Here is a 24,986-nt window from a genome sequence, read left to right as displayed (position 1 = left end):
CGGAATGCACCCGAGGATCTCAGCGATCTCCGAAGGAGTCATATTCACGAGGGTCAGTGTCATGACTTCCCACTGTCGTCGCGGCAGCGCCGCGATCACGGTGCCTGCGATCAAGGCGAGTTCGGCTGCCCTGAGGTCGTGGACAGACGCGGGGTCGACGAGCTGGTCCGAAGGCATTCCCGTCTGTTGATGCCCGGCGAGCTAGCAAGCCACACGGAATGCGACGGTCCGCACCCAGGCTTGGGGTGCTTCCACCTAGCCCCAGTACTCGACGAGTCTGGTCATGGCTTCGGCCGACGCGTCCTGCGCGATAACCTCGGTGAAGCCGCGGTGGGTGACCAGCATGGCGATCACCCGGGGACAGTGCTGCTTGAAGAAGGCGACGAAGCTGTCGGGCTCACCGTCCACTCCGATCGTCCCTCCGGTCCGGGCGGGATGCGTGTCCGCTCCTGCGCTTGACGACGATAGTCAGCAGGACCACCAGTACAGCTGAAGTGAACGTGATCGCAGCCGACTTGGTGGTCATATACAGGCTTCCCAAGCCTCCCAGACCGGTGTTGATGACAAGCACCAGACCGGCTGTCTCACCAGATTCGGGGGCGGCGGCCGGTCCGGCTGCGTCAGAGCTCCTTTCCGGTAGCAGACCGGACACCGGCCCCGGCTCGTCGGGATCCTGCAGGCGGCTTTGCGTCATGCCTACCTAGAGCACCTGAAGACCCCGAACGTGAAATGTGACCCGGACACGCTGCCGGACGATTCCGTCTGCCGGCCGGCGAGGACACGGCCGCCGGCCCGCGCCTGTGCCTCCCTGCACTCCGTGGACATAAACGACCCGATGATTCAACCTTCTTGGTCCGTGCGCCCTGTAGTGGGCAGTTCCGGGGGCGCAGGGCCACGGGAAGAGAGAAGGCGGAGCACTGGAACTCATGAATATTGACCTGATGGCTGTTCTGCCCCCGGTCGTGTTCGCTGGTGTGGGACTGTTGCTCCGGCCCCGCAGCGGGACATTGAGCCTCTGGGACGTCCTGCACGAGTTGGTCCGAGCTCGGAGGGATGCAGCCATGGAGCGGGAGCGTCGGGCCACACTACGGATGATGCTGGATCACCCGGGGACGCTGCGACAGACGGTCACAGTCGGCCACGAGCGCACGGCGATTGGTGAAGGAGAAGCCGGAGATACCCGGAGTGTGTAGCCGCCAGGATGCGGAGGAGGACAGTGCGTGAGTCCCGGATCCGAGGATTTCCCTCGGTTCTTCGCTCACTGGGAACCACAGGTCCGGAGGTATCTGATCTGGCTTGAGGGCGATCCTTCAGTGATCGAGGACGCGGCGCAGGAGACCATGCTCAGTGCTTTCCGGTACTGGGAGAAGCTCCGCGGCTACGAGCAGCCCCGCGCATGGCTTTTCAAGATCGCCGGGCAGCGGTTGGGTGATGCTCAGCAGGCACGTCGAAAGGCAGGTCTGAGTACTGATCCCTTTGAGCTGCCCGATCGTGTCCGCATCGAGGATGACTTCGCAGCCCGTGACGACCGGCTGGCTATCCTGGACGCCGTACGCAAACTACCGCCGCAGCAAGCAACCGCGATCGCACTGCAGTGGCAATACGACCTGTCCCTGCGCGAGATCGCCGACATCATGGCCATCTCCACCGGATCAGTGAAAACGCATCTGCACCTGGCGCGAAAGGCCCTCCAGCAGCAGCTCGGTGAAAGCGAGGGAGGTGACCTGTGAGTATCGAGGACCGCCTTCGCGACGCCGCCCGCGCTGTAGAGGGCATGTGGACCGACTCCGACGCTACACGTGGTCGGCTCGCGCGCCTGGAGTCGCAGCTCGCTCAGGAGGGGCACGACGATGCCGTGCACCACGTGACCGCTGCACCCGGGCTGGTGCGGCGCATGCTGCTCGGCTCGCAACTCAGGCGGCTGCGCGAGACGCGCGGCATCACGCGCGAGGCCGCGGGGTACTCGATCCGCGCGTCCGAGTCCAAGATCAGCCGACTGGAGCTGGGCCGGGTGAGCTTCAAGACGAGGGACGTCGAGGACCTGTTGACGCTGTACGGCATCACCGACGAGGCGGAGCGCGCCTCGCTCGTCTCCCTCGCCCGGGAGACTGCTGTGGCGGGTTGGTGGCACCATTACTCGGACGTCCTGCCGAACTGGTTCCCCACCTATGTGGGCCTGGAGAGCGCAGCGTCGCTCATCCGGGCGTACGAGGTGCAGTTCGTGCACGGGCTGCTGCAGACCGAGGCGTATGCACGTGCAGTGGTCAAGCACGGCATGAAGGGCGCGAGCGAGGCCGACGTCGAGAAGCGGCTGGCGCTGCGCCTGGAACGCCAGAAGTACCTTGTCTCCGAGAACGCCCCCGACTTCCACATCGTCCTGGACGAGGCCGCGCTGCGCCGCCCGTACGGCGACCGCGAGGTGATGCGCGGTCAGCTCCAGCACCTGATCGAGATCTCCGAGCGGCCCAACGTGCGGCTGCAGATCATGCCGTTCGGCTTCGGCGGCCACTCCGGCGAGAGCGGCGCCTTCACTATCCTCTCCTTCACGGAGCCAGACCTCACCGACGTCGTCTACCTCGAACAACTCACCAGCGCCCTCTACGTGGACAAGCGCGAGGACGTGGCCCACTACGAGAAGGTACTCAAGGAGCTCCAGCAGGACAGCCCCGGTCCGGACGAGAGCCGCGATCTTCTACGGGGCCTGCTCCAACTTTCCTAAGTTGTCGTCACCGGTGGAGACCGGGAACGCCTGGCCCGGCGGCGGATGGCTTGCTGCCGCCTTGGGCAAGCGTCTAACAGGCCCTAACAGAAGCCGTTGATCATGTGACTGTCGGTGGGGATGCTCGTTGGTCTGGTCGTGGGAAAACGACAGTCTCGGCCATGGATTGTGTCGGACGAACTGTGGTCGCTCATCGAGCCGTGCTGCCCAAGCCGGGGCCGAAGCTGGTGGAAGGCCGGCCGCGGGTGCCGGACCGGCAGGCGTTGTGCGGGATCCTGTTCGTGCTGCACACGGGCATCCAATGGGAGTACCTGCCGCAGGAGCTGGGCTTCGGTTCGGGGATGACATGCTGGCGGCGCCTGGCGGCTTGGAACGAGGCCGGGGTATGGGACGAACTGCACGTCGTGCTGCTGGAGAAGCTGCGGGCGGCGAAGAAGCTGGACTGGTCGCGGGCGGTGATCGACTCTTCCCATGTGCGGGCCGCTCGGCGCGGCCCAAAAGCGGTCCCAGCCCGGTCGACCGCGCACGCCCGGGCAGTAAGCACCACGTCCTCACCGACGGCCAGGGCATCCCGCTCGCGGTCTCGCTGACCGGCGGAAACCGCAACGACGTCACGCAGTTGCTGCCGCTGCTTGACAAGATTCCGGCCGTGGCCGGTGCCGTCGGCCGGCCACGGAGGCGGCCGGACGCCCTGCTTGCCGACCGCGGCTATGACCACGACAAGTACCGGCGCCTGCTGCGGGCGCGTGGCATCCGTCCCGTGATTGCCGAACGAGGCCAGGAACACGGCTCTGGCCTGGGCCCTTTCCGTTGAGTCGTTGAGCGGACGATCGCCTGGTTCCACGGCTTTCGCCGCCTGCGGATCCGATGGGAGCGACGCGATGACATCCACGAGGCCTTCCTCGGCCTCGCCGCCTGCCTCATCACTCACCGCCACGTCCAACGCCTTTGTTAGCAACTCTAAGCGGGAGTGGCTGGTTGAGCTGGAAGCGGACAGCCTTGGTGGGCCGTTGGCGTCCTGGGCTCGCGTGGTGCGGGTTCGGCAGTCACAGCAGGCCGACCGTGGCCAGAGCTGATGCTGTGTCTGCGGGTTGGGGATGAACGTGTCCGTGTTCGAGGCTCTTGAGGAGCACCCTGTCTTTGGTGACGAGATCGGCGTGGAAGGTCGACCATGTGCGGCACACGCGGCAGACCAAGCCGGTCAAAAACGGGCGTAGCAGGTGCAGATCATGCATGGAGTCCCAGAGATACAGGCTGCCGATTTCTAGGTCGTTCCTGGGCATGGCGGCCGTCTTGGTCGGTACGACGGGATGATCTCCCATCAGTTCGCGATAGTGCACCTGAGCTGTTTGGGTAAGGCTGTCCCACTGGATCGCGGTGACATGCACGAGAGGCAGGTCGGCAAGGAATCGGGACCGTTCGATGAGCAAGGTCAGATCGGCGAAGGCTTCCGTCACCGCGGGCGGGAGATCGATGGGGTCAAGACGACGAAGATGAGCGTCGTCGTTGCGGCGTTCACTCAGCCGTTGGCGTGCATCAGCGGCGTCCTCGCCTGCAAGCAGGGAACGGATGCCGTAGATGGGGTGCTGATGCGGCAGCGCGCGCAGTTTGCGGCTGCTGGCTGCCTCCTCTAGGACGGCAACCCAGTCGCCGAAGCCGGGGCCGCTGCGCCCGCTGAGGAGCTTTGCCTTGATCGCCGTGGTGGAACCCAGAGGGATACCGGCTTCCCAAGCGAGTGCCAGCGCGAGCAACGCGCTGTAGCAGAGCAGGATTTCTGCCGCCTCCAGGACAGCGCTGTAGGCCGCCTGTTGATCGCCGGCGCTGATCCGGGCTTCGCTCTCACGCCAGCGGTAGGCAACGGGATAGGGGAAGCGTGTGCGCACGGTGTATCCGAGGTCGTCGAGGAGCGTCGCGGCTTCCACGCGCAGGCGCAGTCCACGGCCCTGGGCGACAATTCTGTCTCGGGCCTGCATCGCTGTATTGCTAGTGAATGCGGACTCGAGAAGTGTCTCCGCATCATTGCGCCAGGTCTCCAGTCGGTGGCGAGCGGCGTCGAGATCGTCAAGTGCCGCGGTCAGGACGTCGTCTGGCTGGGGCACGGGAAGCTCCAGCATTCGCTTCATCGTGATGTGCACGGAGGACCTGCCGACCAGTTTGTCCGCCAGCGGCGTGCGCAGGAACTGGGCGACCAGGCGAATCTGCTGTGGCGTGGTAGTGGCGCGAGGTCTGAGAGCGATCGTCGTGTGAGCGGGCGCGGCGGGGAGATCCTGCTCGGTAACCTCGGCGACGATCAGACCGGGCAGGTCGTACCGTCCATGTATCTCGCGGACGATGAGAATCGCCTGATTGCAGGAGGCACCCGGGCGGGGCTTTCACCCAGTAGCTTTCGTCCGTGGGCAGTGCGATGGAACCGCCACGCAAGACGTCCCGGCCTCCCAGGAGCCGAACAGCACCGGGTTGTTCCTCCGTACTGATCCATTGTGAGTCTGCCGCCATGTTGATACGCGGGACGGCCTCGTAAAGCTCGCCCAGCGTGGTGATGCTGCCGAAGCCGGCCAAGTCGGCTCGCTGCAACACGACGTCCGGATGGTGACGGTCAAAGTCGAGGCTCTCCTCGGTGGGCGGCAGTTTACGGACTACGTATCCGTACCGGGTGCTTCCGCCTCCGCGCTGCAACAGGACCTCGAAGTCCTTCTCAACAGATGCGCCCTCGTCCGTGTGCGGCACCCGGAAGATCTTCATCGGCGGCCGGGATGCCTGCTTGGCCTTCAAAAAGGCGGCTGCCACGATGACAGACTGATGGATCTGCGGGATCACGCCCGTGCCGTAGAGAACGACCAGCGTATCCCAGTGCTCAGCCAGCGTCGTGCGCAGCTGCGCCGCGCGCGGCGATTCTGAGGTCCAAAGCTCGGCAGGAGTCAGGACCACCAAGACACTGTCAGCGTTGGCGGGACGACATGCGCCCAGGACGTCGTCGTAGGCGAAATGGGACGCATTTCGCTTCGCCCTCCCCCCGGTGCCGGTGTGACGCTGCCACGGTGGCACGAGGAGAAGCGGCCCCTGCGCCAGCAGGCGCGTGGCGCTGACGCTGAGTTCCTGCCAGGACGGCCCCTGAGCGGCACGCCATGACGGGGGCAACTCGAAACGAGGCTGGTCCTCCTCTGAAGTGGTGGTCAGTACCGTCACAGGGCCCGGCGCCAGATGCGAGAACCCCGTCGTGAGCAGTCGCTCAAACGACGGGCTGAGCGGTCCCTTCCCCTCGGGCATCTTGGCCCCTCCCCCTCGGCGCCCTCCCGGAGGCCGGCAGGTGGCCCTGCCACTTCCCACACCCGGGTACACAAGCGGTGATCTTACTCAGGGTCGAAAGACGCCGCGGGGTGGACGCGGTGGCGGATGAGGGCATGCGAATGGGGGCCGGTGGCCTTCGGCTGCTCGCTGTGCGCGGCTCGGCGCGGGGCTGTTGAGGATGTGTGGGCGTATCGGCCGCGGTGGCGGGTGGGTGGCGCCCCGTCATGTGGTGTAGCCGTGCGGACCTGCGCGAGGCGGCTCAGCTCGCTGGCCCGGACGCCGGTCGGGCCGACGCGCGGCTGTTCGCGCTGCTCGTGGGAGCCGACACCGCGATCCGACCTGGCACCGGACGCAGCGAGGCCATGACCTGCCCAGCCATGGCCGCGCCGCACTGCACCACTTCGTGTGACACGACCGGCAGGTGTGCGTGCGGCATGACCGGTGACTGCTGGACGTCGGTCATGGCCATTCGCGGCAGTGCGTCGATGTTGCGGGTCTGGCGGTGGAGTTGGGACGGAGTGGGAGTGGGTGACGCGGGCCGGGTGGCTTTCGGCGCGGATCAGGGCGAGGTGTTCGCTCCTGCGGCCTGCACCAGTGCCACCAACTCGACCGCTACTACCGGCGGCTCCGCAACCCTGAGCAATCAACGCTCATAGTGCGCAGAACTCGGAAACTCGCAGGTCACACCGACTCGGCCGACGCACCCCACCAAATTAGCCACCAGAAGCAATCAGTGGATCCCGCTCTCCGAACTGAGCAATGCACAGGTCAGCCTCGAAGGACTGCCCATTTTCAGGAAGGCCGCGACACCATCACCCGCGTCCAGCAGGTCAACCGGGCGTTGGACTGTTCACTGGAACTGGAGACCGAACAGCTCATCAACGAGCTCCTCAACAGCCCGGGTGCGGCAGTGCGCATGTAGGGCCCGCGATTCCGTGACCGATTCCAGGATCATGAGCACCGTTTGAGCATTTCCGGGTGATCACGAGCAGTGCTCACGGTCGGTAGTTGTCGACAGGGGTGTCCGACGGCTCTCCCCTGCGCTGTCCCGCCGGGCCGCGAGCAGGGCCAGCACCCCGAGCACAATCAGTCCGGGTGCGCCGGAGACGGGATAGAGAATCTGCAGCGGCACGCCGATGGCGAGCAGATACCAGCCCAGCTGTGCCGGGAGCCTGCCGGTGTCACGGGCGATGCGTTGGCTGAGTGTGCCCAGGGCGAGGAGGCCGTTACTCACGCTGTGGGTTTCCGGGGACGGCGTTCCAGAATCCGTCGCGAGCCACATCACCGAAGGTGCTAGAGGCGATCAGGGCGACCGCGAAGTGCTCTGCCGTCAGTCCGATCACCAATCGGGGAATCAACCGGGTCATCGTCAGTTTCCTCGATTCGTATGAGCCTTGAGTCTCTTGATGACAAGGCGCCGGCCTCGGCGGCGAGGGGCGCGAGTGGAGGCGGCGACGTATGCCGTCAGCCCCCCAAGCGCCAGACACAGCGGGGAGTACAGCGCCAGGTCCCAGCGGGTGAAATCGGTCGGCTGGCTTGTCAGAGCGGAGGAAACCAGACCAATCGAACCTCGCAGAAGCAGCACGCCTGCGACGCCCCATACGCCCTGGCGCACCAAACGACGTGGCCGCACCTGCGGGACCAACTCGGCCCGGGCCGCGATCACATAGGCCGCCACCCCGAGCGCCGCCGCGACTACGGCAGTCAACTCCGGTGAGGGCAGGTCGGCTTCAGCGACCCCAACGACCGTACGGGCGAACTCGGCACGGCTGGCCAGTGGCCAGGAAGAGAAGGTCCAGATCCCGTGCAGTGTCCCGACCGCGCCGAGGCCGACTGCGGCCGTCCCACCAGCGAGTTTCGTCAGCGTCATACTGCTCCCCCAACCATTCCGTACAACCCTGTATGGAGTGACCATACAGTACTGTACGGACATGGCTAGAAGGCACCTCACCCCCCAGGACTGGTCGACCGCGGCGCTGCGCGCGATGGCACGCGGCGGAGTCGCCGCAGTGTCGGTCAACGCACTCGCGGGCGAACTGGAGGCAACACGGGGCAGCTTTTACTGGCACTTCAAGGATCGCGATGCGCTGCTGACGGCCGCGCTGGAGGTGTGGGAGCGGGACGACACCACAGCGCTGATCGCAGAGTTGGGCGATATCACCGACCCCCGGGAGCGGCTGACGGCCCTGTTCACCATCGCGCTGGGGCAGGAAGACATCAACGGCCTGGAGCCTGCGATCGTCGCCCACGCCGATCACCCCGCCGTCGCCCCGGTCCTGCGCCGGGTCACCGAGCGGCGGGTCGCCTACCTCACCGATCTCTACACCGAACTGGGCCTGGACACCGCCGCGGCCCGGCGTCAGGCAGTCGCCGCGTACGCTGCTTTCCTTGGATGGCTCGAACTGCGCCGCTCCGCCTGCGACATCGTGCCCGAAGTCGCCGCCACCGGCACCACCGCCACCGTCGCGCTCGAGCACCTCATCACCGGGCTGGCCCGATCCGCCATGCACCAGGCAGAGCCGGAGTAGAGCGCGCCACCGTCCCCGATCACCCCGCACGCCCACAAGCCCGGAAACCGGTCAGCACTGACACTGTCCCAACTGTCCGGATTTCGATGTTTCCGCAGCAAACAGTGCTCACCCAATCGCGGACCCTACAGCGCAAGGTCCTGTAGGCGACGGGTTCGCAGATGCGCAGCGTGTCGCTACCGGCTGGAGGCCACGGCGCGGGACGCGTACGCGAGCAGTTCGCTGATGGCTGCCTCGTTGGAGGCGGGAGGTCGTGTACGCCACTCCGTCAGCGTGTCCCGGACGGTCTGCGCAACTGCCTTCGCGTGCTGCGCCAGGTCGTCCTCCAGCGTTGCCACGTCCCCGGTCGCCGTGCGGCCGGTTACAACGATGGGCCCGGCCAGCGGATACAGGGCCATGCCGCGCCAGACACTCGCCAGGGCCCATGCAGCCAGATTCTGGGGAAGGGCGAGCGTCCGGCCGCTGCCGTGAATGTGCAAAACGGCCCGCTGGTGGTACGCCCCCCTGGTCGACGGCGTCGGGGGATCCCACGTGTTCCGGATCGCCGAATGCGCATCAGGCTCAGGGAGGTTGATGTCTGTGACGGTGGCGTCCGGGTCGATACGCAGCGCGCGCATGGGGTCCTCCTCATCATCAGGGGCGAGGGCTGAGCAGTGTGTTGAGGCACGCTGCGCAGGGGCTGCGCAATGATCGCGCTGTCTGCGCAATGCAGGGATGATCAGGGGTTTTTGCTGATTGCGCAGACTGTGGGGCCTGATGGGATGCCCGATACGCAAGCGGTGCGCATTCGCCGGCTTACTGCTGCGCGTCGGCGTGGTGGCGGGTGAAAGCCTGCCAGCGTCGCTCGAAGTCGTCGATGTTCTCGGTGACGTACTCGGTGGTGACGGGCTTGTTGTACTGGGCGGTGATTCCGCGGGCTGCGCACTCCTGCGCAACGCGTCCGCCGCAGGCTCCTCGTCGCGCATCCGGTGCTCTGCCCAGACGTTGTAGACGCGGGAGGGCAGAAAGTAGCGGCGCAAGTTGGCCGGGCTGACCGGTCTCCCACCGCGGCCGTGCATGCCCTTCGCTGCGAGATAGGCGGACAGTTGCTCGGCCGTCGGTTCGTTGCCGCGCTCGGTCTGGTAGTCCATCCAGGCCAAGTGGTAGCGGTCGACGGTGGTGAGGGCAGTTCGCTCCCCTGTTGACCCCTGCGGTCCTGGCGACGAGTCATCGATGGCGGCGTTCACCCGAGGGCTGCGCTTGTCCTTGGCGGCCTGTGCGCCCGCGCCGGCGAGCGCCGCCTCGGGAACCTGTTCCTGCGCGAGGAGCTCATCAGCGGTCCGCTCGCCGGGATCGGCGGCGGCCCCGTCGGCGGGCGGTTCAGCGTCGCCGAACTCGCGCTCCTGGAAGCTCGTGACCAAGTCCGCCAGGTCGTCGCCCGTGATGGGTCGGCCGCCGTCTCCTGTGATGGTGTCCCGCTCGTAGACGTACGCCGCGAGGGCAGCGGCATCGGGATAGGCGCCGCGTTCCCGCTCGTAGGTGCGCCAGGCGCTGTAGAAGTAGTCGTACCACTGGTCGGCTGGCTGGTCGGTCGCCTGAGGTTCGTCGGACGCGACGGGCTCCTCAGCGCGCACCGCGTAGCGTTCCTGGAGGACCTGGAGCAGGGGCTGCACCTGCTCCTGGGAGAGCGGGCTTCCGGCCCCGGTGGTGATGCCGTAGGCGTCGCGGAGCCAGAAGGCCCACTGTGCGGGAGTTGGCTCGACCTGGAACCGCGCGATGAACGCCTGGTAGGCCTCAGAAGCTGTGTCGGGTCCTGACATGACAAGTCCGCCCAGTGCTGAGCCCAAGTCGCCAGGCTGTGCTGATGACGTCCCGGGCAAGGTGTTCGTGAACGCGTTGATGCATGCTCCAGGCAGGGAAGCGGCTGGCGGCATACCCGCCCGCTTGGTCACAAGTGGGCGAAGCCAGCTGTGCGGCGGGACAGCAATGGTGATGATCGGGGAGTGGCAGGACTCGGGGGACGCCGCCAGCGGCGCAAGTGGCAGCTGATCGGCGCCCTGGGCGCCCTGGCAATCGTGGTGAGCACCGTATACGCGGTCCGGCAGATCATCCACGGTGGTCTGCAGCCCGGCGACACTGCAGCTGTACTGGGTCTCCCGTTGGGCGTGGCCGGGCTCGTGGCTGCGGTTGTGGCGCTACGCAAGCCGGTCGAGGGCAATGACGCCGAGCTTGCCCGTGGCTGGGCCGCGACGCTGGCCAAGCAGGTCGAGGCCGGGGAGAGCGCGGTGTGGCGGCAGCTGCTGGGCGACGATAACCGGCGCATCAACCTCACCTACGTCCTGCACCCCGTCGCGGTCCGCCCGGCCACCGCGCTCGCCGCCGGGCGCCTAACCGCCGATGGACCGGGCCCGGCGACGCTGCCGGACATCGTCACCTACTACCGTTCCATCCAGCCGCTGCGCCTGATCGTCACCGGCGCCGCCGGGGCGGGCAAGACCGTCCTGGCCCTGGAACTCCTGCTGGCTCTCATCGACGGCCGTAACGAGGACGGCCCCGTACCGGTCCGCATCCCGCTGTCCCGGTGGGACACCGAACGCCAGTCCCTGTCCGAGCTGCTGCAGCAGCGGCTGACCGAGGCCTACGACTGGCCCCCCGACCTGGCCGCCGGCCTAGTGCGGCACCACCTCGTCCTGCCGGTCCTAGACGGCCTGGACGAGATGGACCCCCTGGCCCTCGACGGTTCCCCCGACCCCGACGCGCCCCGCGCCACCGCCGTCGTGAGCGCCCTCAACGCCTACCAGCAAGGCCTTGACGCTGGGCCCCTCATCCTGACCTGCCGCACCCGGCACTACGACGCCCTGGCCCGGCGCACCGAGGTCCTGGACGCCGCCCGCATCGCCGTTGCCCCTGTGGGCACCGAGGACGCCCGGACTTACCTCACCGACCGCGCCCTCGATAAGGCCCGCTGGCGGCCCCTGACCGACCACCTGGCTGCCTTCCCCGGCGGTTCCCTGGCGACCATGCTGTCCACCCCCTGGCGGCTCTGCCTGACTGCCACCGTCTACCACCACGACGGCAACCCAGCCGAACTCCTCACCCTCCCCGACGCCGACGCCGACGCCCTGGACCGTCACCTCCTGGCCCGCTACATCCCCGCCGCCACCCGCACCACCCCCAACCCCCGCGGTTACACACCGCAGGACGTCCACCGCTGGCTCCACTACCTCACCACCCACCTCGACCCCAGTGGCACCCTCCACGCCACGGCCCCCGCGAGTGCCGAGGCCACCGACCTCGTCCTGCACGAACTGTGGCCTCTCGCCGGACGCGCCCGAGTCCGCGCAACCGATGTCCTCCTGGCCGCCCTCGCCGTCCTTGCCCCTTTGCCCCTCGCCTGGATCGCCCCTCAGTCGCTGACAGGCCTGCTCGCCGCCATGAACGGCGCACTCGCCGTTGTGGCTGGGGTGTGCTCCTTCCCAGCTGGCAGCCCCAGCAGTCTGAAGAACCCGTTCAGAACCCCTCAAGGACGCAGAAGCCTCGCGGCCGGACTCGCGGCCGGACTCGCGGCTGGCCTCGGGGTCGGGGTCACGGCGGGGGTCACGTCCGGGCTCGGGGTCGGGGTCGGGGTCACGACCGGGCTCCTGGCCGGGCTCTTGGTCGGGCTCGGGGTCGGGGTCACGACCGGGCTCCCGACCGAGCTAGTGGGTGCCCCGGGGCCGAGTCTTGGAGCCCGCGCTGCCATCAGGAACGACGCGTTGGTCGGGCTCGCGTTCGGGCTCGCGGGCGGGTCCGCCTTCGGGCTCGCAGTCGGGTCCGCAGTCGGGCTCACGTTCGGGCTCACGTTCGGGCTCACGGTTGGGCTCGCGGGCGGGTCCGCCTTCGGGCTCGCAGCCGGGTCCGCAGTCGGGCTCACGCTCGGGAACGCGTTCGGGTCCGCCTTCGGGCTCGCAGCCGGGTCCGCAGTCGGGCTCGCAGCCGGGTCCGCAGTCGGGCTCACGCTCGGGCTCGCAGGAGGGCTCGCGGGCAGTGCGCGGGCTGCACGCCGGTATCTGGTGTTCCTGCTCTGCTCGCGCCGCCGTCTGCCGTTCCGGCTTGGCCTGTTCCTGGACTGGGCCGTCACCGCAGGACTCATGCGCTGCAGCGGACCCGCCTACCAGTACCGACACCGTGAACTCCAGCATTGGCTCCGCCAGCACCCCCAGCCCCCATCCGCGCCTTGATGACACAGCCACTGCCGAGGCTCATACGACACGTACGTCCGGACTGAGCACCCGTGCGGGAAGGCGTCATCACGACGCTCTTCAGAACGGCGCCGTCGTCAACTCCGCCAAACGTCACCGCCCCGACCTGCGAAAAGAGGATGTGACACAGCTTCTGAGCTTGTTCCTTAACCTCTGGCTTGATCATCAGCGTCCGTCAGGCCGCTCGTTCGGGTGATCGCCGGACGTGGGTACGGCCTTCTCGTGATCCTGAACTCTGCGACGAGGTCAGGGTGTTCACGAAGAAGGCCGTGGTGATGAGTGTGCTGGAACGGGTCGGCGAACGGGACGCGTTCGTGGAACTGTCACACTTTCGGACGGACTTCTACGGGTGCTTGTCGGCGCGGGCGGACGCGTTCTTCGAGCTCACCGACGTGTTGCTGTGTGCGGACGGGCCGGTGAAGACGCCCGTGGAGCTGTCTCTGCTGGCCGAGCATCGTCGCGGCTACGGCTCGCTGTACGCCGCGTTGAACCACGGCCGCCTGGACGTGGACCGGCTGAGGGACCTTCCGGTGTCGCTGCCGCTGCCGCGTTTCAACGGGCGGCTCGTGCTCACCGTGGACGTCTCCCCGTGGCTGCGGTCGGACGCGGCGTGCTCGCCGGAGCGGCTGTTCTGCCACGTCCACGGCCGTTCCCGCGCAGCCGCACAGATCATCCCGGGCTGGCCGTACTCTTTCGTCGCCGCGCTCACCCCGGACCGCACCTCGTGGACCGCCGTGCTGGACGCGGTCCGCCTCGGGCCCGCCGACGACGCCGCGGCCGTCACGGCCGGCCAGCTCCGGCAGGTGGCCGAACGCCTCATCGCGGCCGGCCAGTGGCAGCCCGGCGACCGGGACATGCTGATCGTGATGGACGCCGGCTACGACGTGATGCGCCTGGCCTGGCTGCTGCGGGACCTGCCCATCGAACTGGTCGGCCGCCTGCGCTCGGACCGTAACCTGCGGCTCCCGGCCCCGCCCCGCGTCTACCAGCCCAAGGGCGGCCGGCCGCCCAAGCACGGCAAGGAGTTCGGCCTCGCGAAGCCGGAGACCTGGCCGGAGCCGTCGGTCGTGACGGTGAACGACACACCCCGCTACGGCAAGGCCGAAGCCCGGGCAATGGGACCGTCTCCACCCGGAACTGCAACAGCGCTCCGCCTGGATTGACCACGACGGCGAACTCCCCGTCATCGAGGGCACATTGATCCGGCTCAAGGTCGATCACCTGCCGGGTGACCGCGATGCGCCGCCGGTATGGCTGTGGTCCTCGGCCACCGGGGCCAGCCCGGCCGATGTCGACTTCGACTGGTCGTGCTACCTGCGAAGATTCGACCTGGAACACACGTTCCGCCTGTTCAAGCAGACCCTCGGCTGGACCCGGCCGCGACTGCGTGACCCGCAGGCGGCGGACCGCTGGACCTGGCTCATCATCACGGCGCACACCCAACTCCGCCTCGCCACCCCGCTCACCGCCGACCAGCGCAAGCCCTGGGAGAAAGCGACCCGTCCCAGCGTGGCCCTCACCCCGACCCGCGTCCGGCGCGGGTTCCGACACCTTCGACCTCACCTGCCTTGCCCGGCCCGCGTGCCCAAACCCAGCCGCCCCGGCCCCGGCCGCCCACCCGGCTCCAAGAATCGGCGGCCCGCCACCCGCTACGACGTCGGCAAAACCGTCAAACGGCCCAGCACCCTCTACGAACGAGACCAAGCCAGAGGTTAAGGAACAAGGTAAGAAGCTGTGTCACATCCCCTTTCTACAGGTCACGGCGCTATGAGGCTCTCTCGTGATCTGGCTTGCCGTTCGGGTGAGCGTTGAAGGACGGGCAGCCGAACGGCAGCGGAAGGATCTTCAGGCGACGGCCGCGAGGACAGCCGGGACCGCGTTGGGGCGGCGGTGCTGTCGGGCCAGACGATCGGCTGGACGTCCTGTCTCTCAACCCGAGGCGTCCGGCAGAACCGCGGCGATAACGCGGCTGGCGGCCGATTCCTTGGCGATGGGTCGTAGATTCTTCGTAAGGCTGGTTTGGGAATGGAGCGTAGTGATGAGATCGGCGAGCAGGGCGTCTGAGGCTGCCCAGAGTTCACATCCCCACAACCCATCCGACATGCCCGTTTCAAGCCTGATGCGCTGCTTGTCGTCGGCTCCCGCGAACCTGTGCGTTCGACCCGTCACTTCAGTCACGCCGAAGAGGGTCTCTGGTCGTGGTTCGAAGAGATGGGCCAGAACTGTCAGGTCCGTTGGGGCCAGCCGCTGTCCCTGTGATGATGCGTGGCGGCTCTCCTCCCGCGGGGAGTAGCCCCCCGGTCGATCCCAGACCCAGGAGTAGGCAAATTCCGAGAAGCTTGCGGAACAGGGAAACCACGACTCGAAGTCTTCGTAGGTGATCAAAACTTCAGGGTCCGGGCTGCCGTCCAGCCGCACGGCCCAGTAGCAGACGCCCTGGTTTTCGATCATGAACGGTAGGAGATTCTGCTCGTCAATCGGGTGGGGCGCATCGTCGTCCCCGACGGATTCGCCGTAAGGGCCGTGTGATCGACCGAGGTCTGCGACGGCATAAGGGATGTCATCGCTGTGACGTTGGAGAATCCTTACCGCCGAGTCCAGTGAGTACCACTCGCGCAGCGACGCAGGCAGCAGGTCAATGTTGCCCCTCGCCTCCAGCTCGTCCAGTGCAGCAACTGCGGACGCGGAGACGATGTACGGTTCACCAGCCAAGGCGAGGGCACGCTGGTGGTATTGCAGGTTCATGTTCTCCTTGGTTCCCTTACGGCCGAAATCGCGGGCACGGTTGCTGCCCAGGGCCTGGCGCACATACGTCCGTGGCAACGCTCGCATGGAACGGCCTGCCGGGTAGTGAGAATGCGGTACTCAACATGCTGCCGTGCCGATCACTCAGGCGACTGCTGCCAACAGCGTGCCGCCACAAAACTCCAGGTAGTCGTCGTCAGTCGCCGAGAGGGACGACAAGATCGGGGTCTGCGCGGCCAAGTGCCGGTATGCGGTGTAGTAGCCATGCTCGTAGCGCTGGCATGAGGCGATCGCCAGCCGTGCCGCGGGCACTTGGGCACCGCGCATCGGGAGGGTGCGGGTGCGACCCGCACCAAGCAGGCCACGCCAAGTCCCGTTCCAAGTCGAACCGCTGCTTCGCACCGTGATGACTTTCCTCGTGCTCTGGTGAGTTCTGGATGAACGATCAGATGTGAATGAAATGGAAGGTGCCGAGGGACCGGAGGGCTGCACCTGGCTAGTCGGTAGTCTGCCGTCCGAGGGACGTGAACGCCGCTGCCGCGGAGTTGCGCGCGATGAGCTGCATATCCCTGTGGCTGAGGCCCGCCTCGGCGACCGCCTTGTGGTATTCAGCAGACACGCGGGTAGCGCTGGGGGTGGGGTTGTCGGTGTTCAGGGTGACGGGAACACCGGATTCCATGAGCAGAAGGACAGGGTGCTCGCGCAGGCTTGGGACTGCCCGGGTCTGGACGTTGCTGGTGAGAGCGAGTTCGAGAGTGATGTTGTCCTCAGCAAGCTTCTGCATCAGCGCAGGGTCTTCGGCGGAGCGGACCCCGTGACCGATGCGGTCCGGGTGGAGTGTGGTCAGCGCCGCCCAGACGCTTTCCGGTCCGGCGGCCTCACCGGCGTGGATGGTGACGTGCAGGCCCGCTTCGCGGGCCCGCGCGAAGGCGGGGGCGAACAGCTCTGGCGGGTAGCCTGCTTCGTCGCCGGCCAGGTCGACGCCGCAGAAGTGGTGACCCCGGCTGAGGATGCTGTCCATTTGGCGTGAGGCGGAATCCGGGCCGAGGTCTCGCACGAGGATCCCAATGAGGCCCACCGGGAGGCGGAAGTCGGCGGAAGCCTTGCCCGCCGATTCTGACACCACGTCGATAATGTCGATGGGGTCGAGTCCGGTCTGGGTATGGATGAACCAGGGGCTAAAGCGGAATTCGACGTAGTCGAGGCCGTCGTTGAAGCAGTCTTCGATTGCTTGGCGGGCGATCAGTGACCAGTCTTCGAGCGCGCGTGCGGTGGAGCAGGCGACGTCGATGTGCCGAAGGTAATCCAGTAGGCCAGCGGTTCTGGAGCTGTTGGTGATGACGACTTTGCCGAGTGGATGCTGTTCGTCGGCGAGCCAGTGGTGATGCCGTCGGGCAAAGTCCAAGGCTGTGGACGGGCGGATGGAACCCTCGAGATGGCGGTGCAGGTCGATGAGTTTCATGTAGTCCTCTATATCTAGAGCAGTAGCTGATGCGCTGGTCCTGCTCGCGCTGTGGGATGGCACGGGGCGTGCTGTTCGAGTCCTCCTGTGGTGCGTCGGGAGTGAGCTCGTACGGCTGCCAACGGCATGTCAAAGCAATGACCCGATGTGCTGCCCGGAGAGCGTGGGAAGGGTCATCGCCCTGTGGTGCATGGCGTGTCAGTGCGACGTGATTAGCCCGGCGGGGGTGCCGTTTCCTGACGGAAACGGCACCCGTTCGCGTGAGGTCAGCGTTGTACGCTCCGGTCACGGCGGTTCAACAGGTCGACCAGGTCGGATGCAATACGCTGCTCGATACGTGCAGGGACGGACTGGACCGCGGGGGCCAGCCTTTCTGTACACACGGCCGCCAGGCTGCGCGCTTGCAGGGTGAGGCCGAGGTCCATGGCCTGGATGGGGTTGCCGTTCGCTGCGGTCAAGTTGAGCATCCGGCCGTTGTCCAGGAGGATGATCTCGCGGCCATCGTGCAGCATGTACCCGCGTCGCCGGGACGGGTCCCCGTACTCGATCGTGCGAAGCGACATCGCCACAAGCGCGTCGATGTCCAGCTCCCACGGAAAGTGGCCGACTCCTGCCAATACGGCACCGTCCGGTAGGGCAGCGAGCTCAGCGGTACCGATGACACCAGGGTGGCCGGTCGCCATGAACACGATCTGGGCGTCGGAGACGACCTCGACGGGAGTGCCAACGCGATGACCGCTCATGATCGCGTGCAACGCTCGCATCGAGTCGATTTCGCAGACTGCGACCTGGGCGCCCAGTCGGGCCAGAGTGTCGGCGACTCCTTTGCCGCACGGCCCATAGCCGAACACAGCGGCGCGCACTCCTGGGATCATCAGATTGGTGGCATTCATCAGCCCTTGCACCACGGTCTGGCCGACCCCGAACTCGTTCTCCACGAGGAGTTTAAGAGTCGAGTCGTTGATCACCACGATGGGCTTGCCGGACTGGTCGGGGCTCTCTCGCAGCCTCAGCCCGCCAGTCGTGGTCTCCTCTGTGCCGCCCAGGTAGCTGGCAGGCGCTCCTGACGCCACGAGGGACAGGGTCAGGTCGCCGCCATTGTCCAAGGTGATGTCCGGGTCGCACTCCAGGACCCTGGCGATATTCCGTGCATGGTCGTCTTCGTCATCACTGCGCTTGCTGAAGACGGACACGCCGATGTCACGCAATGCGTCCGCCACGTCGTCGTGGGTCGTCCCAGGCGAGCCGGTCAGGGAGATCTGGGTGCCGGCTCGCGCGAGCAGTGTCACCAGAGCAGCCGTCTTCGGCTCGATGTGCAGACACATGGCCAGACGCTTGCCGGACAGGACCGGCGTCAACTCGCTGACCGCTTGTGCCGTCAGCGGCATGTGCTTCATTGCCCAGTTGGTTTCGGGGTGGGGCAGGCTGATATCTGCCGCCGGAGCTATTCCGGGCATGGCAAAGTTCCTCGATTCGGTTAACAGCTAGGACGCGAAGGATGACGCTCCGTGATCGCAAGCGAAGGCGACCACAGGGTCAGAGATGGGATTGGCCTCGCTCAGGGTGCCTAGCTGCTAGCCGTAAAAGTCACACCGGTAGGAGTGGTCGCCGAAGATTGGCACCACAACCCCACACCGATGGATACACATGCAGTGAATGTAACGGGCGACCGCATCGAAGGGAAGAGCTGGTCCCACATGCTCGGCGCGCGCCCCGTCCAGGCCCGCCTTCGGGTGCCGAAGGCTCCAATGGCGGAGAACCTCAACGTCCGGCCAAGCTCCGACTGCCGGCCCTCAACGCCACGGCGAAGTCGATCACCACTCTCGACGGCACGCGAGTGCCGTTCACCGCGGAAGCGCAGGGCGACTTACTCCTCGATCTGAGCGGGTTCACGACGGATCCAGCCGCGGACCGTGCCCTCCTTCCAGCCCAGATGGGCGGCGCCGGACGCCTGTCCTTCACAGGCCCGCGACGAGGTATCGGAACCGTCGCCGCTGGCAATACGGTTCTGCCGGGCGAACTGGCCGACAGCGCCGTCAACATGCCCGTCGTGATGGGCCCCTGCAACGGCAAGCCCTGGGACGAGATGCAACTCGGCATGCTGGACTGGTGCGAGTCGTGCAGCCCGCGGCCCACGCGGGACGACCCCACGGTCGTGATCACGAACAACTACTACAACGCTCCACGCCTCCGCTACGTGGTCGAGGGCCGCGAGAGACAGGCGGGGCCCGTACACACCCTGTCAACAGCGATGCGGGAGCCGATTTGGTAAAGCATCGGCAAAGAGGCGGGACGGCGGGGGCCGGACACAGTCCTTCATCATGACCGGCCCTCCATACGGCACACATCTGCGGGGAACCCGATGGCCCGAAGCGTCCTGATGCACAACGTCGAGCAGCGGCTGCGACTCACCGAGTCGATCCGCTGCCGCCCGGACATCCTCAGACGCACGGGGAGTCGGATGCCGATCCCCGCCGCGGCGTTCCGCCTCTCCGGCTGGAGATCCGTGTCACGGTAATACACATTCCTTTTGGGCGTTCCCCCCCGTTCATTCTCGAAGTCACGCATGACGTCCGAGATTTCGCTCAAGGGTGCGTTCCGTCAATTCCTGTGCGATCTTTCCGGATTCAATGACCCCTGCCTTCGGGCGCAATCCACGGGGCGCGAAAAAAATCAAATGGGGCTCTGAACGCAATCGAGAATCGACACGTACTCCATGGCACGCGGATCGAATCCGAACCGCGTTTCGCCATCGAGGACGGAGTTGAAAGTGTCCCGAAAGAGAATGATCACCAAGAAGAAGAAAATCGTCCTGCTAGTCGGCACCGCCGCACTGGTCGGCGGTGCGGCATTCGCGATGGCCGGAACCGGAAATGCCGGCCAGCGGCAGGGCAACGAGTCGTCAAGGTGCAACCAGCTGGCCAGGCTTAAGGCGGACCACCAGCGGTTCATCGCCAATGAGCGGGCCAACCCCAACGCCAACTCCCGGGCGAGGATCGCCAGGTCGCAAGCGATAATCGGTCAGATCAGGAAGCAGGAGCAATCCGCAGGCTGCAACAACCGGCAGGGAGGAGGTGGTCAAGGCGCTCAACGCGGCGGCAACCGGCAGGGAGGAGGTGGTCAAGGCGCTCAACGCGGCGGCAATGGCAGGTGCAACCAGCTGGCCAGGCTTAAGGCGGACCACCAGCGGTTCATCGCCAATGAGCGGGCCAACCCCAACGTCAATTCCCGGGCGAGGATCGCCAGGTCGCAAGCGATAATCGGTCAGATCAGGCAGCAGGAGCAATCCGCAGGCTGCAACGGGTCGGGCCGCCGCCAGGCGGGCCAGGTGGTCTGCAAGGGGTCGACGGTGACACTGTCCGGAGAGGGCGGCGCACCGGCGGCATCAAGCAACCAGTTCCCTGAGGGGACGCGGCTGAGGGTGACAAACCTCGACAACAACAGGTCGACGACCGTCAAGGTGAATTCGCCCTCCGGAAGCTGTGTGCTGCTGAACAACGCGGCGTTCGAGCAAGTCCGCGAACAGGGCAAGAACGTCATCCAGAACGTGCGCGTCGAGCGCGTCGGATAGCTCGGGAACAGCACCGGGTGACCCGCTCCCGCCTCACCCTCCCCTGGGGCGGGAGCGGGTCACCCACCTCCGCACTACCAGGAATTCACCTCGATCCAAACGGAGGCATTGCACGACACCGGAAATGAGGTCCTGAGACGCATACGACTCTGCACAACAGGACGCCCACCGGAGTGAGGTGGCGATTCCGGGAGGTGTATCTGAAAGATCGTCCAAGTCCGTGAGGTCGCAGGTTGGCCGGGGGCTCGCTGTGGGCCCCCGGCCTCCCGGATCGGACGTGAGCCACAAGAAGAATCCGGCAGTCAAGCCCGATGAGCTCGCGGATGAGGTCGTCGAGCGGTTGATGGAGCGTGCCGATGCCCCAGGGGCGGCCCTGCTGGGCGACGGCGGTGCGCTGCCGGGCCGCATACGCCCGACGTCAGGCACCCAACGCCACACGCACGCGCGTCGACCCGGCGCCGCCTCCTGCCGTGCCAGGCGCGGTGAAGACGCCCCTAGGCCAGTGACGCAGGAGGCTCGGCCCCGATGTATCCCCTTCAGCCAGAGGGCTTGTCAGGAGGGACCGACAGGGGTGCGGGCCGCACGCCGCTGATACGCCGCGGCCCCGCACCCCGCCCATGGCGGCGGCTGGCCGTACTGCCGCACCCACACCAATTAAGGCACAAGGAGGAGCGCTGATGCGCCGACGAAGTTCAGTCTTACTGGCCGTGGCCATGCTGTGTGCTGCGGGATTCGCCGCCATGCCTGCGGGATGGACCCCCGCTCCTCAAACGCCGGACGGGCTGAATTCTTCAGCCCGTCCGGCGTTTGAGGACATGCCGCCGAAGGCCGCGGCGGCGGGCACCGCCGAGCCGACCGAAGGGCGGGAGGTGTTCTCGCCGGACGGCACCATCACCCGGGTGATATCCAAGCAGGTCAAGACCGCAGCCTCGGCGGCCGCCGTCAAGGCGACCGCCGCCGAGGTGACCGCCCTTCAGAACACCGGACCGTCTGCCTCGCGATTCGACATGGTGATCGTGGGCGACGGCTACACAGCCTCACAGACGGGGCTGCTGCGTCAGCACGCACAGGCGAAGTGGAACGAGATCGCCGCCACGGCCCCGTGGAACAAGTACCGCCAGCTCATCAACGTGTGGCTGGTCAACGTCCGGTCCAACCAGTCCGGCGTGGACAACGACCCCTCTCCGGGCATCAACCGTGACACCGCCCTGGACATGCGCTTCTTCTGCGAAGGTCTCGAGCGGCTGCTGTGTCTCAACGAGTCGAAGGCCAAGGCGTACGCCGCCCAGGCCCCCGGCGTCGACGCGATCGTCGCCGTCGGCAACACCACCAAGTACGGCGGCGCCGGCTACCCGAGCCTCGCCACCGCCTCCGGCGGCAACGCGCAGTCCGGCCGCATCGCCATCCACGAACTCGGCCACTCCGTAGGCGGCCTGGCCGACGAGTACGACACACCGGGCACCACCTACCCGGGCGGTGAACCCAGGGAACCGAACGTCACCACCGACCCGCGCGGTGCCAAGTGGGCGTCCTACCTCGGACGGAACACCCCCGACGGCGGCGTCATCGGGGCCTACCAGGGCGGGCGCTACTACGAGCGCGGCATCTACCGCCCGTCGCAGGACTCCCTCATGCGCAACATCAACAAGCCCTTCAACCTCATCGGTCTCATCGCGATGGAACGGGCCATCAGCTCCAAGATCAGCTGAACGCCGGCGCCCGGGGACAGGCCTGCACCAGCCACGAGGCGTCGCGCACCGGCAGCCTGACCAACGGCTCCGCCTGCCAGCCCGAAGGCGGTTCCTTCATCGCCGCTGGCACACACCGCGCCGGCCTCTGCGGCCCCAACGGCAGCAACTTCAGCCTCGCGCTGCCGCACTGCAACGGAAAGCACCTGACAGACCGTCGCGACCAGCAGGTCTCCCGCACGCTCACCCACCACGGATCCAGCGGCCACCACACCTACCAGGTCCGCTCCCTCCCGGGATCGAGGTCGTACACGCTGGGTTGCAACGCGCCCTGCCCCCAGTGACATGACGGGTGACACGGGTCCCCGGCACCTCAGGTGCCGGGACCCGCCCCCTCATGTCATCGGCCCGAACACACCGCCCCTGTACCCATGGGTCACGCGGCACCCATCCGACTGTTCCCGCTCCAACGCACCGCCTCTGTGCCGACGCCGGTCCCATGTGGCGCGGTGAACCAACTCGGCAGGAACGAACAATCGGGCGGGAGTTGCCTGGGTCCGTTGGCTGTTGGAGCCGCTGTTCCGGGCTCGGCGGGGAGAGTACGAGTTCGACGACGGCTTTGCCGTCAGGTGCGTTCGAGAACCGCGGCGTGGCGCCGAAGACACGGGCTTGCCCCGCAGCGATGGTCAGCCCGAGACCGTGACCGGTCCTATCCCGGGCATATTCAGGACGCAGGCACGGGGATCGCCCAGGCGGGCGTCGAGATCGCCGGTGCTGATTCTGCGGGCCACCTGGGCGGTGCCGTGCAACCGACGCGTGATACGGGAGAGGGCGAACAGCCCGCCGAGGAGTGCAGGGACAATCGCGAAGGCGGAGGAGACGTTGATGGAGCGGTCCAGCCCGCGGATCGCGGCGGCTCGCTTGGTGCAGTCGACATGGACCGCCAGCGCCTTGCCGTCGGCGGGGGCGACGGCCCACATCACCGGATGGCCGTCGTGGTCGGCGAGCTGAGTGCCGCGCTCACCCCGCAGCGCCATGGCGCGCAGCGAGGCGGGCAGGTCCGCGGGATCCACTGCGGCGCTACGGCCGAGAGGGGCCCGGCTTCGTACGGGCAGCTGACCGGGATGTCCTGCACGCGGGTCAGGGAGCGGAAGCCGACCGCGGAGAAGGTGGTGGGGTGCACCGGAAACTGCTCCCTATCTCCTGCCCGGATTGCGGACACAGGTGTGGCGTGCGGGTAGTACGCGCACTGACGAGGCATCTAGGCCCTCGGCACAGAAAGTCATACTGGAGGCACCTACAGCAACCGCCCTGCCTTTCCTGCCAGTTGACGTCTCCTCGTAGCCCGGTCTGTTATCCGCCTCGGCGGTGACGAACAAGCTCCCTCCTGTACCAACCGAGGCTCGTCGCACCGGCAGAAGTCCCGTGTCCTCCCACGGTTGATGAGGTGCACCGCTGGGCGGCCGGTCTGGACGCTCTGCACGCTCAGAGCGGTGGGTATTTCCGGAGGCCGGAGACGTATCGGCGGGCAATGGAGTATCTGCGCGGGCTGCTCGGCGCCCTTGGAGCGCAAGAATGTAGAGCGGCAGCGGCTACTCCGTCTTGATCGCCGTCAGCATGTTCAGCTTCGCCGCGCTGTGCGCCGGCCACAGCGCGGCCAGCACGCCGACCACCCCGGCCAGCAGCAGGAAGATCCCGATCCGGTCCCACGGCATGACCAGGGCGTAGTATTTGACGTCCGCCTTGAGCGTCTCGCCGATCGCCCAGCCCAGGAACGAGCCGAGCGCAACACCGATCACCGCGCCGAAGAGCGAGATCACCACCGCCTCCAGGCGGATCATGCGCTTGACCTTGCGGCGGTCCAGGCCGATCGCCCGCAGCATGCCGATCTCCTGCTGACGCTCGAAGACGGACATCGCCAGGGTGTTGATGACGCCGAGCACCGCGATGATCAGGGCCATCGCCAGCAGTCCGTACATGATGTTCAGCATGGTGTTGATCGCTCCGCCGAACTTGTTCCGCATGTCCTGCCGGTCCATGATGCTCATCGCCGGGCTGTCGCCCAGCGCGTCCACCAGCGCCTGCTCGTTCGCCTTGGTCGCGCCGCCGTCCATCTTCACCCAGATCTCGGCGATGTACGGCTTCGCCTGGTACGGAGCGACGGCCTTCGTGGACACCAGCACCTGCGAGAGGCGGTCATTGTCCTGGTAGATCGCACCGATCGTCAGGTTCTTCGTCCCGACCCTGCCGCCGTCGCTGTCGTCTGGGAACTCTACCGGCACGGAGTCACCAGCCTTGTAGCCGTTCGACTCCGCCGTCTTCTGGGCAACCGCAATCTGGCCCTTGCCGAGCGTGGCCATGGAGCCGGAGACCGTCTTGAGGTTGAGGACCTTCTCCACGTCTCCGGGGGTGACCGCGGAGGCGGTATGGGCATTGCCCTTGATCCTCAGCACGGTTTCCTGATTCGGGGAGACCGCGCTGACACCCTGCGCCTTCTCCAGCGCGGTGAGCGCCGACTTGTCGAGGACGCCGCCGCCGGCCATGGTGACCATGTAGTCGGCGCGGATGTTGTCCGTGGTCGACTTGGCGACGGCCTGGTCCAGCGTGACGCCGAGGACCGTGAGGCCGGTGACCAGCGTGAGGCCGATCGCCAGCGCCGAGGCGGTGGCACCGGTGCGGCGCGGGTTGCGGACCGCGTTCTGCCCGGCCAGCTTGCCCGCCACCCCGAACACCCGGTGCAGCAGCGGCCGCGCCAGCGCGATGAC

At 66.8% G+C, this 24,986-nt stretch carries 19 protein-coding genes and 2 pseudogenes; 10 read left to right on the top strand and 11 right to left on the bottom strand.

From position 1 onward, the window contains the following. Positions 1 to 255: 255 nt before the first annotated feature. Positions 256 to 408, bottom strand: a complete 153-nt coding sequence (locus tag ACI2LP_RS31500; protein WP_404727946.1) for a hypothetical protein — start codon at positions 406 to 408, stop codon at positions 256 to 258. A gap of 812 nt (positions 409 to 1,220) precedes the next feature. Here ACI2LP_RS31500 and ACI2LP_RS31495 point away from each other — a divergent pair. From ACI2LP_RS31495 to ACI2LP_RS31485, 3 genes and pseudogenes are all read left to right on the top strand, one after another. After that, complete coding sequence (locus tag ACI2LP_RS31495; protein WP_404727945.1) at positions 1,221 to 1,730, top strand: RNA polymerase sigma factor; 510 nt, start codon at positions 1,221 to 1,223, stop codon at positions 1,728 to 1,730. Positions 1,731 to 1,894: 164 nt separating this feature from the next. After that, positions 1,895 to 2,719 (top strand): helix-turn-helix domain-containing protein, encoded by an 825-nt coding sequence (locus ACI2LP_RS31490; RefSeq protein WP_404727972.1) that lies wholly within the window; start codon positions 1,895 to 1,897, stop codon positions 2,717 to 2,719. Positions 2,720 to 2,839: 120 nt separating this feature from the next. Continuing rightward, positions 2,840 to 3,674 (top strand): annotated as a pseudogene (locus ACI2LP_RS31485) (IS5 family transposase). Between the two features lie 91 nt (positions 3,675 to 3,765). On the opposite strand, the gene ACI2LP_RS31480 reads toward ACI2LP_RS31485, so the two are convergent. The 4 genes from ACI2LP_RS31480 to ACI2LP_RS31465 form a co-directional block, all read right to left on the bottom strand. Further along, the gene (locus ACI2LP_RS31480; protein WP_404727944.1) at positions 3,766 to 4,833 is read right to left on the bottom strand and encodes a restriction endonuclease; all 1,068 of its coding nucleotides are present in this window, start codon (positions 4,831 to 4,833) and stop codon (positions 3,766 to 3,768) included. After that, on the bottom strand, positions 4,781 to 5,986 hold the full coding sequence (locus ACI2LP_RS31475; protein WP_404727943.1) for a hypothetical protein: 1,206 nt from the start codon (positions 5,984 to 5,986) through the stop codon (positions 4,781 to 4,783). Before ACI2LP_RS31475 ends, ACI2LP_RS31480 begins: the two co-directional genes overlap by 53 nt. Before the next feature lie 1,003 nt (positions 5,987 to 6,989). Next, on the bottom strand, positions 6,990 to 7,241 hold the full coding sequence (locus ACI2LP_RS31470; protein WP_404727942.1) for a DUF6463 family protein: 252 nt from the start codon (positions 7,239 to 7,241) through the stop codon (positions 6,990 to 6,992). Between the two features lie 135 nt (positions 7,242 to 7,376). Beyond that, the gene (locus ACI2LP_RS31465; protein ID WP_404727941.1) at positions 7,377 to 7,877 is read right to left on the bottom strand and encodes a DUF3995 domain-containing protein; all 501 of its coding nucleotides are present in this window, start codon (positions 7,875 to 7,877) and stop codon (positions 7,377 to 7,379) included. 61 nt (positions 7,878 to 7,938) lie between these two features. Between ACI2LP_RS31465 and ACI2LP_RS31460 the strand changes: the two genes are divergently transcribed. Then, complete coding sequence (locus tag ACI2LP_RS31460; protein ID WP_404727940.1) at positions 7,939 to 8,535, top strand: TetR/AcrR family transcriptional regulator; 597 nt, start codon at positions 7,939 to 7,941, stop codon at positions 8,533 to 8,535. A 176-nt stretch (positions 8,536 to 8,711) separates the two neighbouring features. Here the strand turns inward: ACI2LP_RS31460 and ACI2LP_RS31455 are convergent, their stop codons facing one another. Continuing rightward, entirely contained in the window at positions 8,712 to 10,334 is a 1,623-nt protein-coding gene (locus ACI2LP_RS31455) for a hypothetical protein (protein WP_404727939.1), read from the bottom strand. A gap of 183 nt (positions 10,335 to 10,517) precedes the next feature. Between ACI2LP_RS31455 and ACI2LP_RS31450 the strand changes: the two genes are divergently transcribed. Together ACI2LP_RS31450 and ACI2LP_RS31445 are read left to right on the top strand one after the other, a co-directional pair. Continuing rightward, complete coding sequence (locus ACI2LP_RS31450; protein ID WP_404727938.1) at positions 10,518 to 12,734, top strand: NACHT domain-containing protein; 2,217 nt, start codon at positions 10,518 to 10,520, stop codon at positions 12,732 to 12,734. Between the two features lie 296 nt (positions 12,735 to 13,030). After that, positions 13,031 to 14,471: pseudogene (locus ACI2LP_RS31445) on the top strand (NF041680 family putative transposase). 213 nt (positions 14,472 to 14,684) lie between these two features. Here ACI2LP_RS31445 and ACI2LP_RS31440 read toward each other — a convergent pair. The 3 genes from ACI2LP_RS31440 to ACI2LP_RS31430 all read right to left on the bottom strand — a co-directional run bounded on the left by ACI2LP_RS31440 (position 14,685) and on the right by ACI2LP_RS31430 (position 18,419). Then, entirely contained in the window at positions 14,685 to 15,563 is an 879-nt protein-coding gene (locus ACI2LP_RS31440; RefSeq protein WP_404727937.1) for a hypothetical protein, read from the bottom strand. Between the two features lie 433 nt (positions 15,564 to 15,996). After that, positions 15,997 to 16,962 (bottom strand): adenosine deaminase, encoded by a 966-nt coding sequence (gene add / locus ACI2LP_RS31435; RefSeq protein ID WP_404727936.1) that lies wholly within the window; start codon positions 16,960 to 16,962, stop codon positions 15,997 to 15,999. A 266-nt stretch (positions 16,963 to 17,228) separates the two neighbouring features. Further along, positions 17,229 to 18,419: an adenosylhomocysteinase gene (locus tag ACI2LP_RS31430; RefSeq protein WP_404727935.1), complete on the bottom strand. Its 1,191-nt coding sequence runs from the start codon at positions 18,417 to 18,419 to the stop codon at positions 17,229 to 17,231. A gap of 380 nt (positions 18,420 to 18,799) precedes the next feature. Here ACI2LP_RS31430 and ACI2LP_RS31425 point away from each other — a divergent pair, with 380 nt between their 5' ends. The 4 genes from ACI2LP_RS31425 (at position 18,800) to ACI2LP_RS31410 (ending at position 22,242) form a co-directional block, all read left to right on the top strand. Next, positions 18,800 to 19,234, top strand: coding sequence for a hypothetical protein (locus tag ACI2LP_RS31425; RefSeq protein WP_404727934.1), 435 nt, complete (start codon positions 18,800 to 18,802; stop codon positions 19,232 to 19,234). Positions 19,235 to 19,324: 90 nt separating this feature from the next. Continuing rightward, a complete protein-coding gene (locus ACI2LP_RS31420; RefSeq protein ID WP_404727933.1) occupies positions 19,325 to 19,480 on the top strand; it encodes a hypothetical protein in 156 nt (51 codons plus the stop codon). Positions 19,481 to 19,747: 267 nt separating this feature from the next. Further along, a complete protein-coding gene (locus ACI2LP_RS31415; protein ID WP_404727932.1) occupies positions 19,748 to 20,533 on the top strand; it encodes a hypothetical protein in 786 nt (261 codons plus the stop codon). Positions 20,534 to 21,348: 815 nt separating this feature from the next. After that, a complete protein-coding gene (locus ACI2LP_RS31410; protein ID WP_404727931.1) occupies positions 21,349 to 22,242 on the top strand; it encodes a M64 family metallopeptidase in 894 nt (297 codons plus the stop codon). Between the two features lie 665 nt (positions 22,243 to 22,907). Here ACI2LP_RS31410 and ACI2LP_RS31405 read toward each other — a convergent pair. After that, the gene (locus ACI2LP_RS31405; protein ID WP_404727930.1) at positions 22,908 to 23,294 is read right to left on the bottom strand and encodes a hypothetical protein; all 387 of its coding nucleotides are present in this window, start codon (positions 23,292 to 23,294) and stop codon (positions 22,908 to 22,910) included. A gap of 519 nt (positions 23,295 to 23,813) precedes the next feature. Next, positions 23,814 to 24,986 (bottom strand): FtsX-like permease family protein (locus tag ACI2LP_RS31400; RefSeq protein WP_404727929.1); only part of this gene is annotated, 1,173 nt, incomplete at its 5' end.

The sequence above is a fragment of the Streptomyces sp. NPDC019890 genome (assembly GCF_044903445.1).
GTDB lineage: Bacteria > Actinomycetota > Actinomycetes > Streptomycetales > Streptomycetaceae > Streptomyces.
Note: the sequence above shows the minus strand (reverse complement) of the source record. Positions and strands in the feature narration are given on the sequence as shown.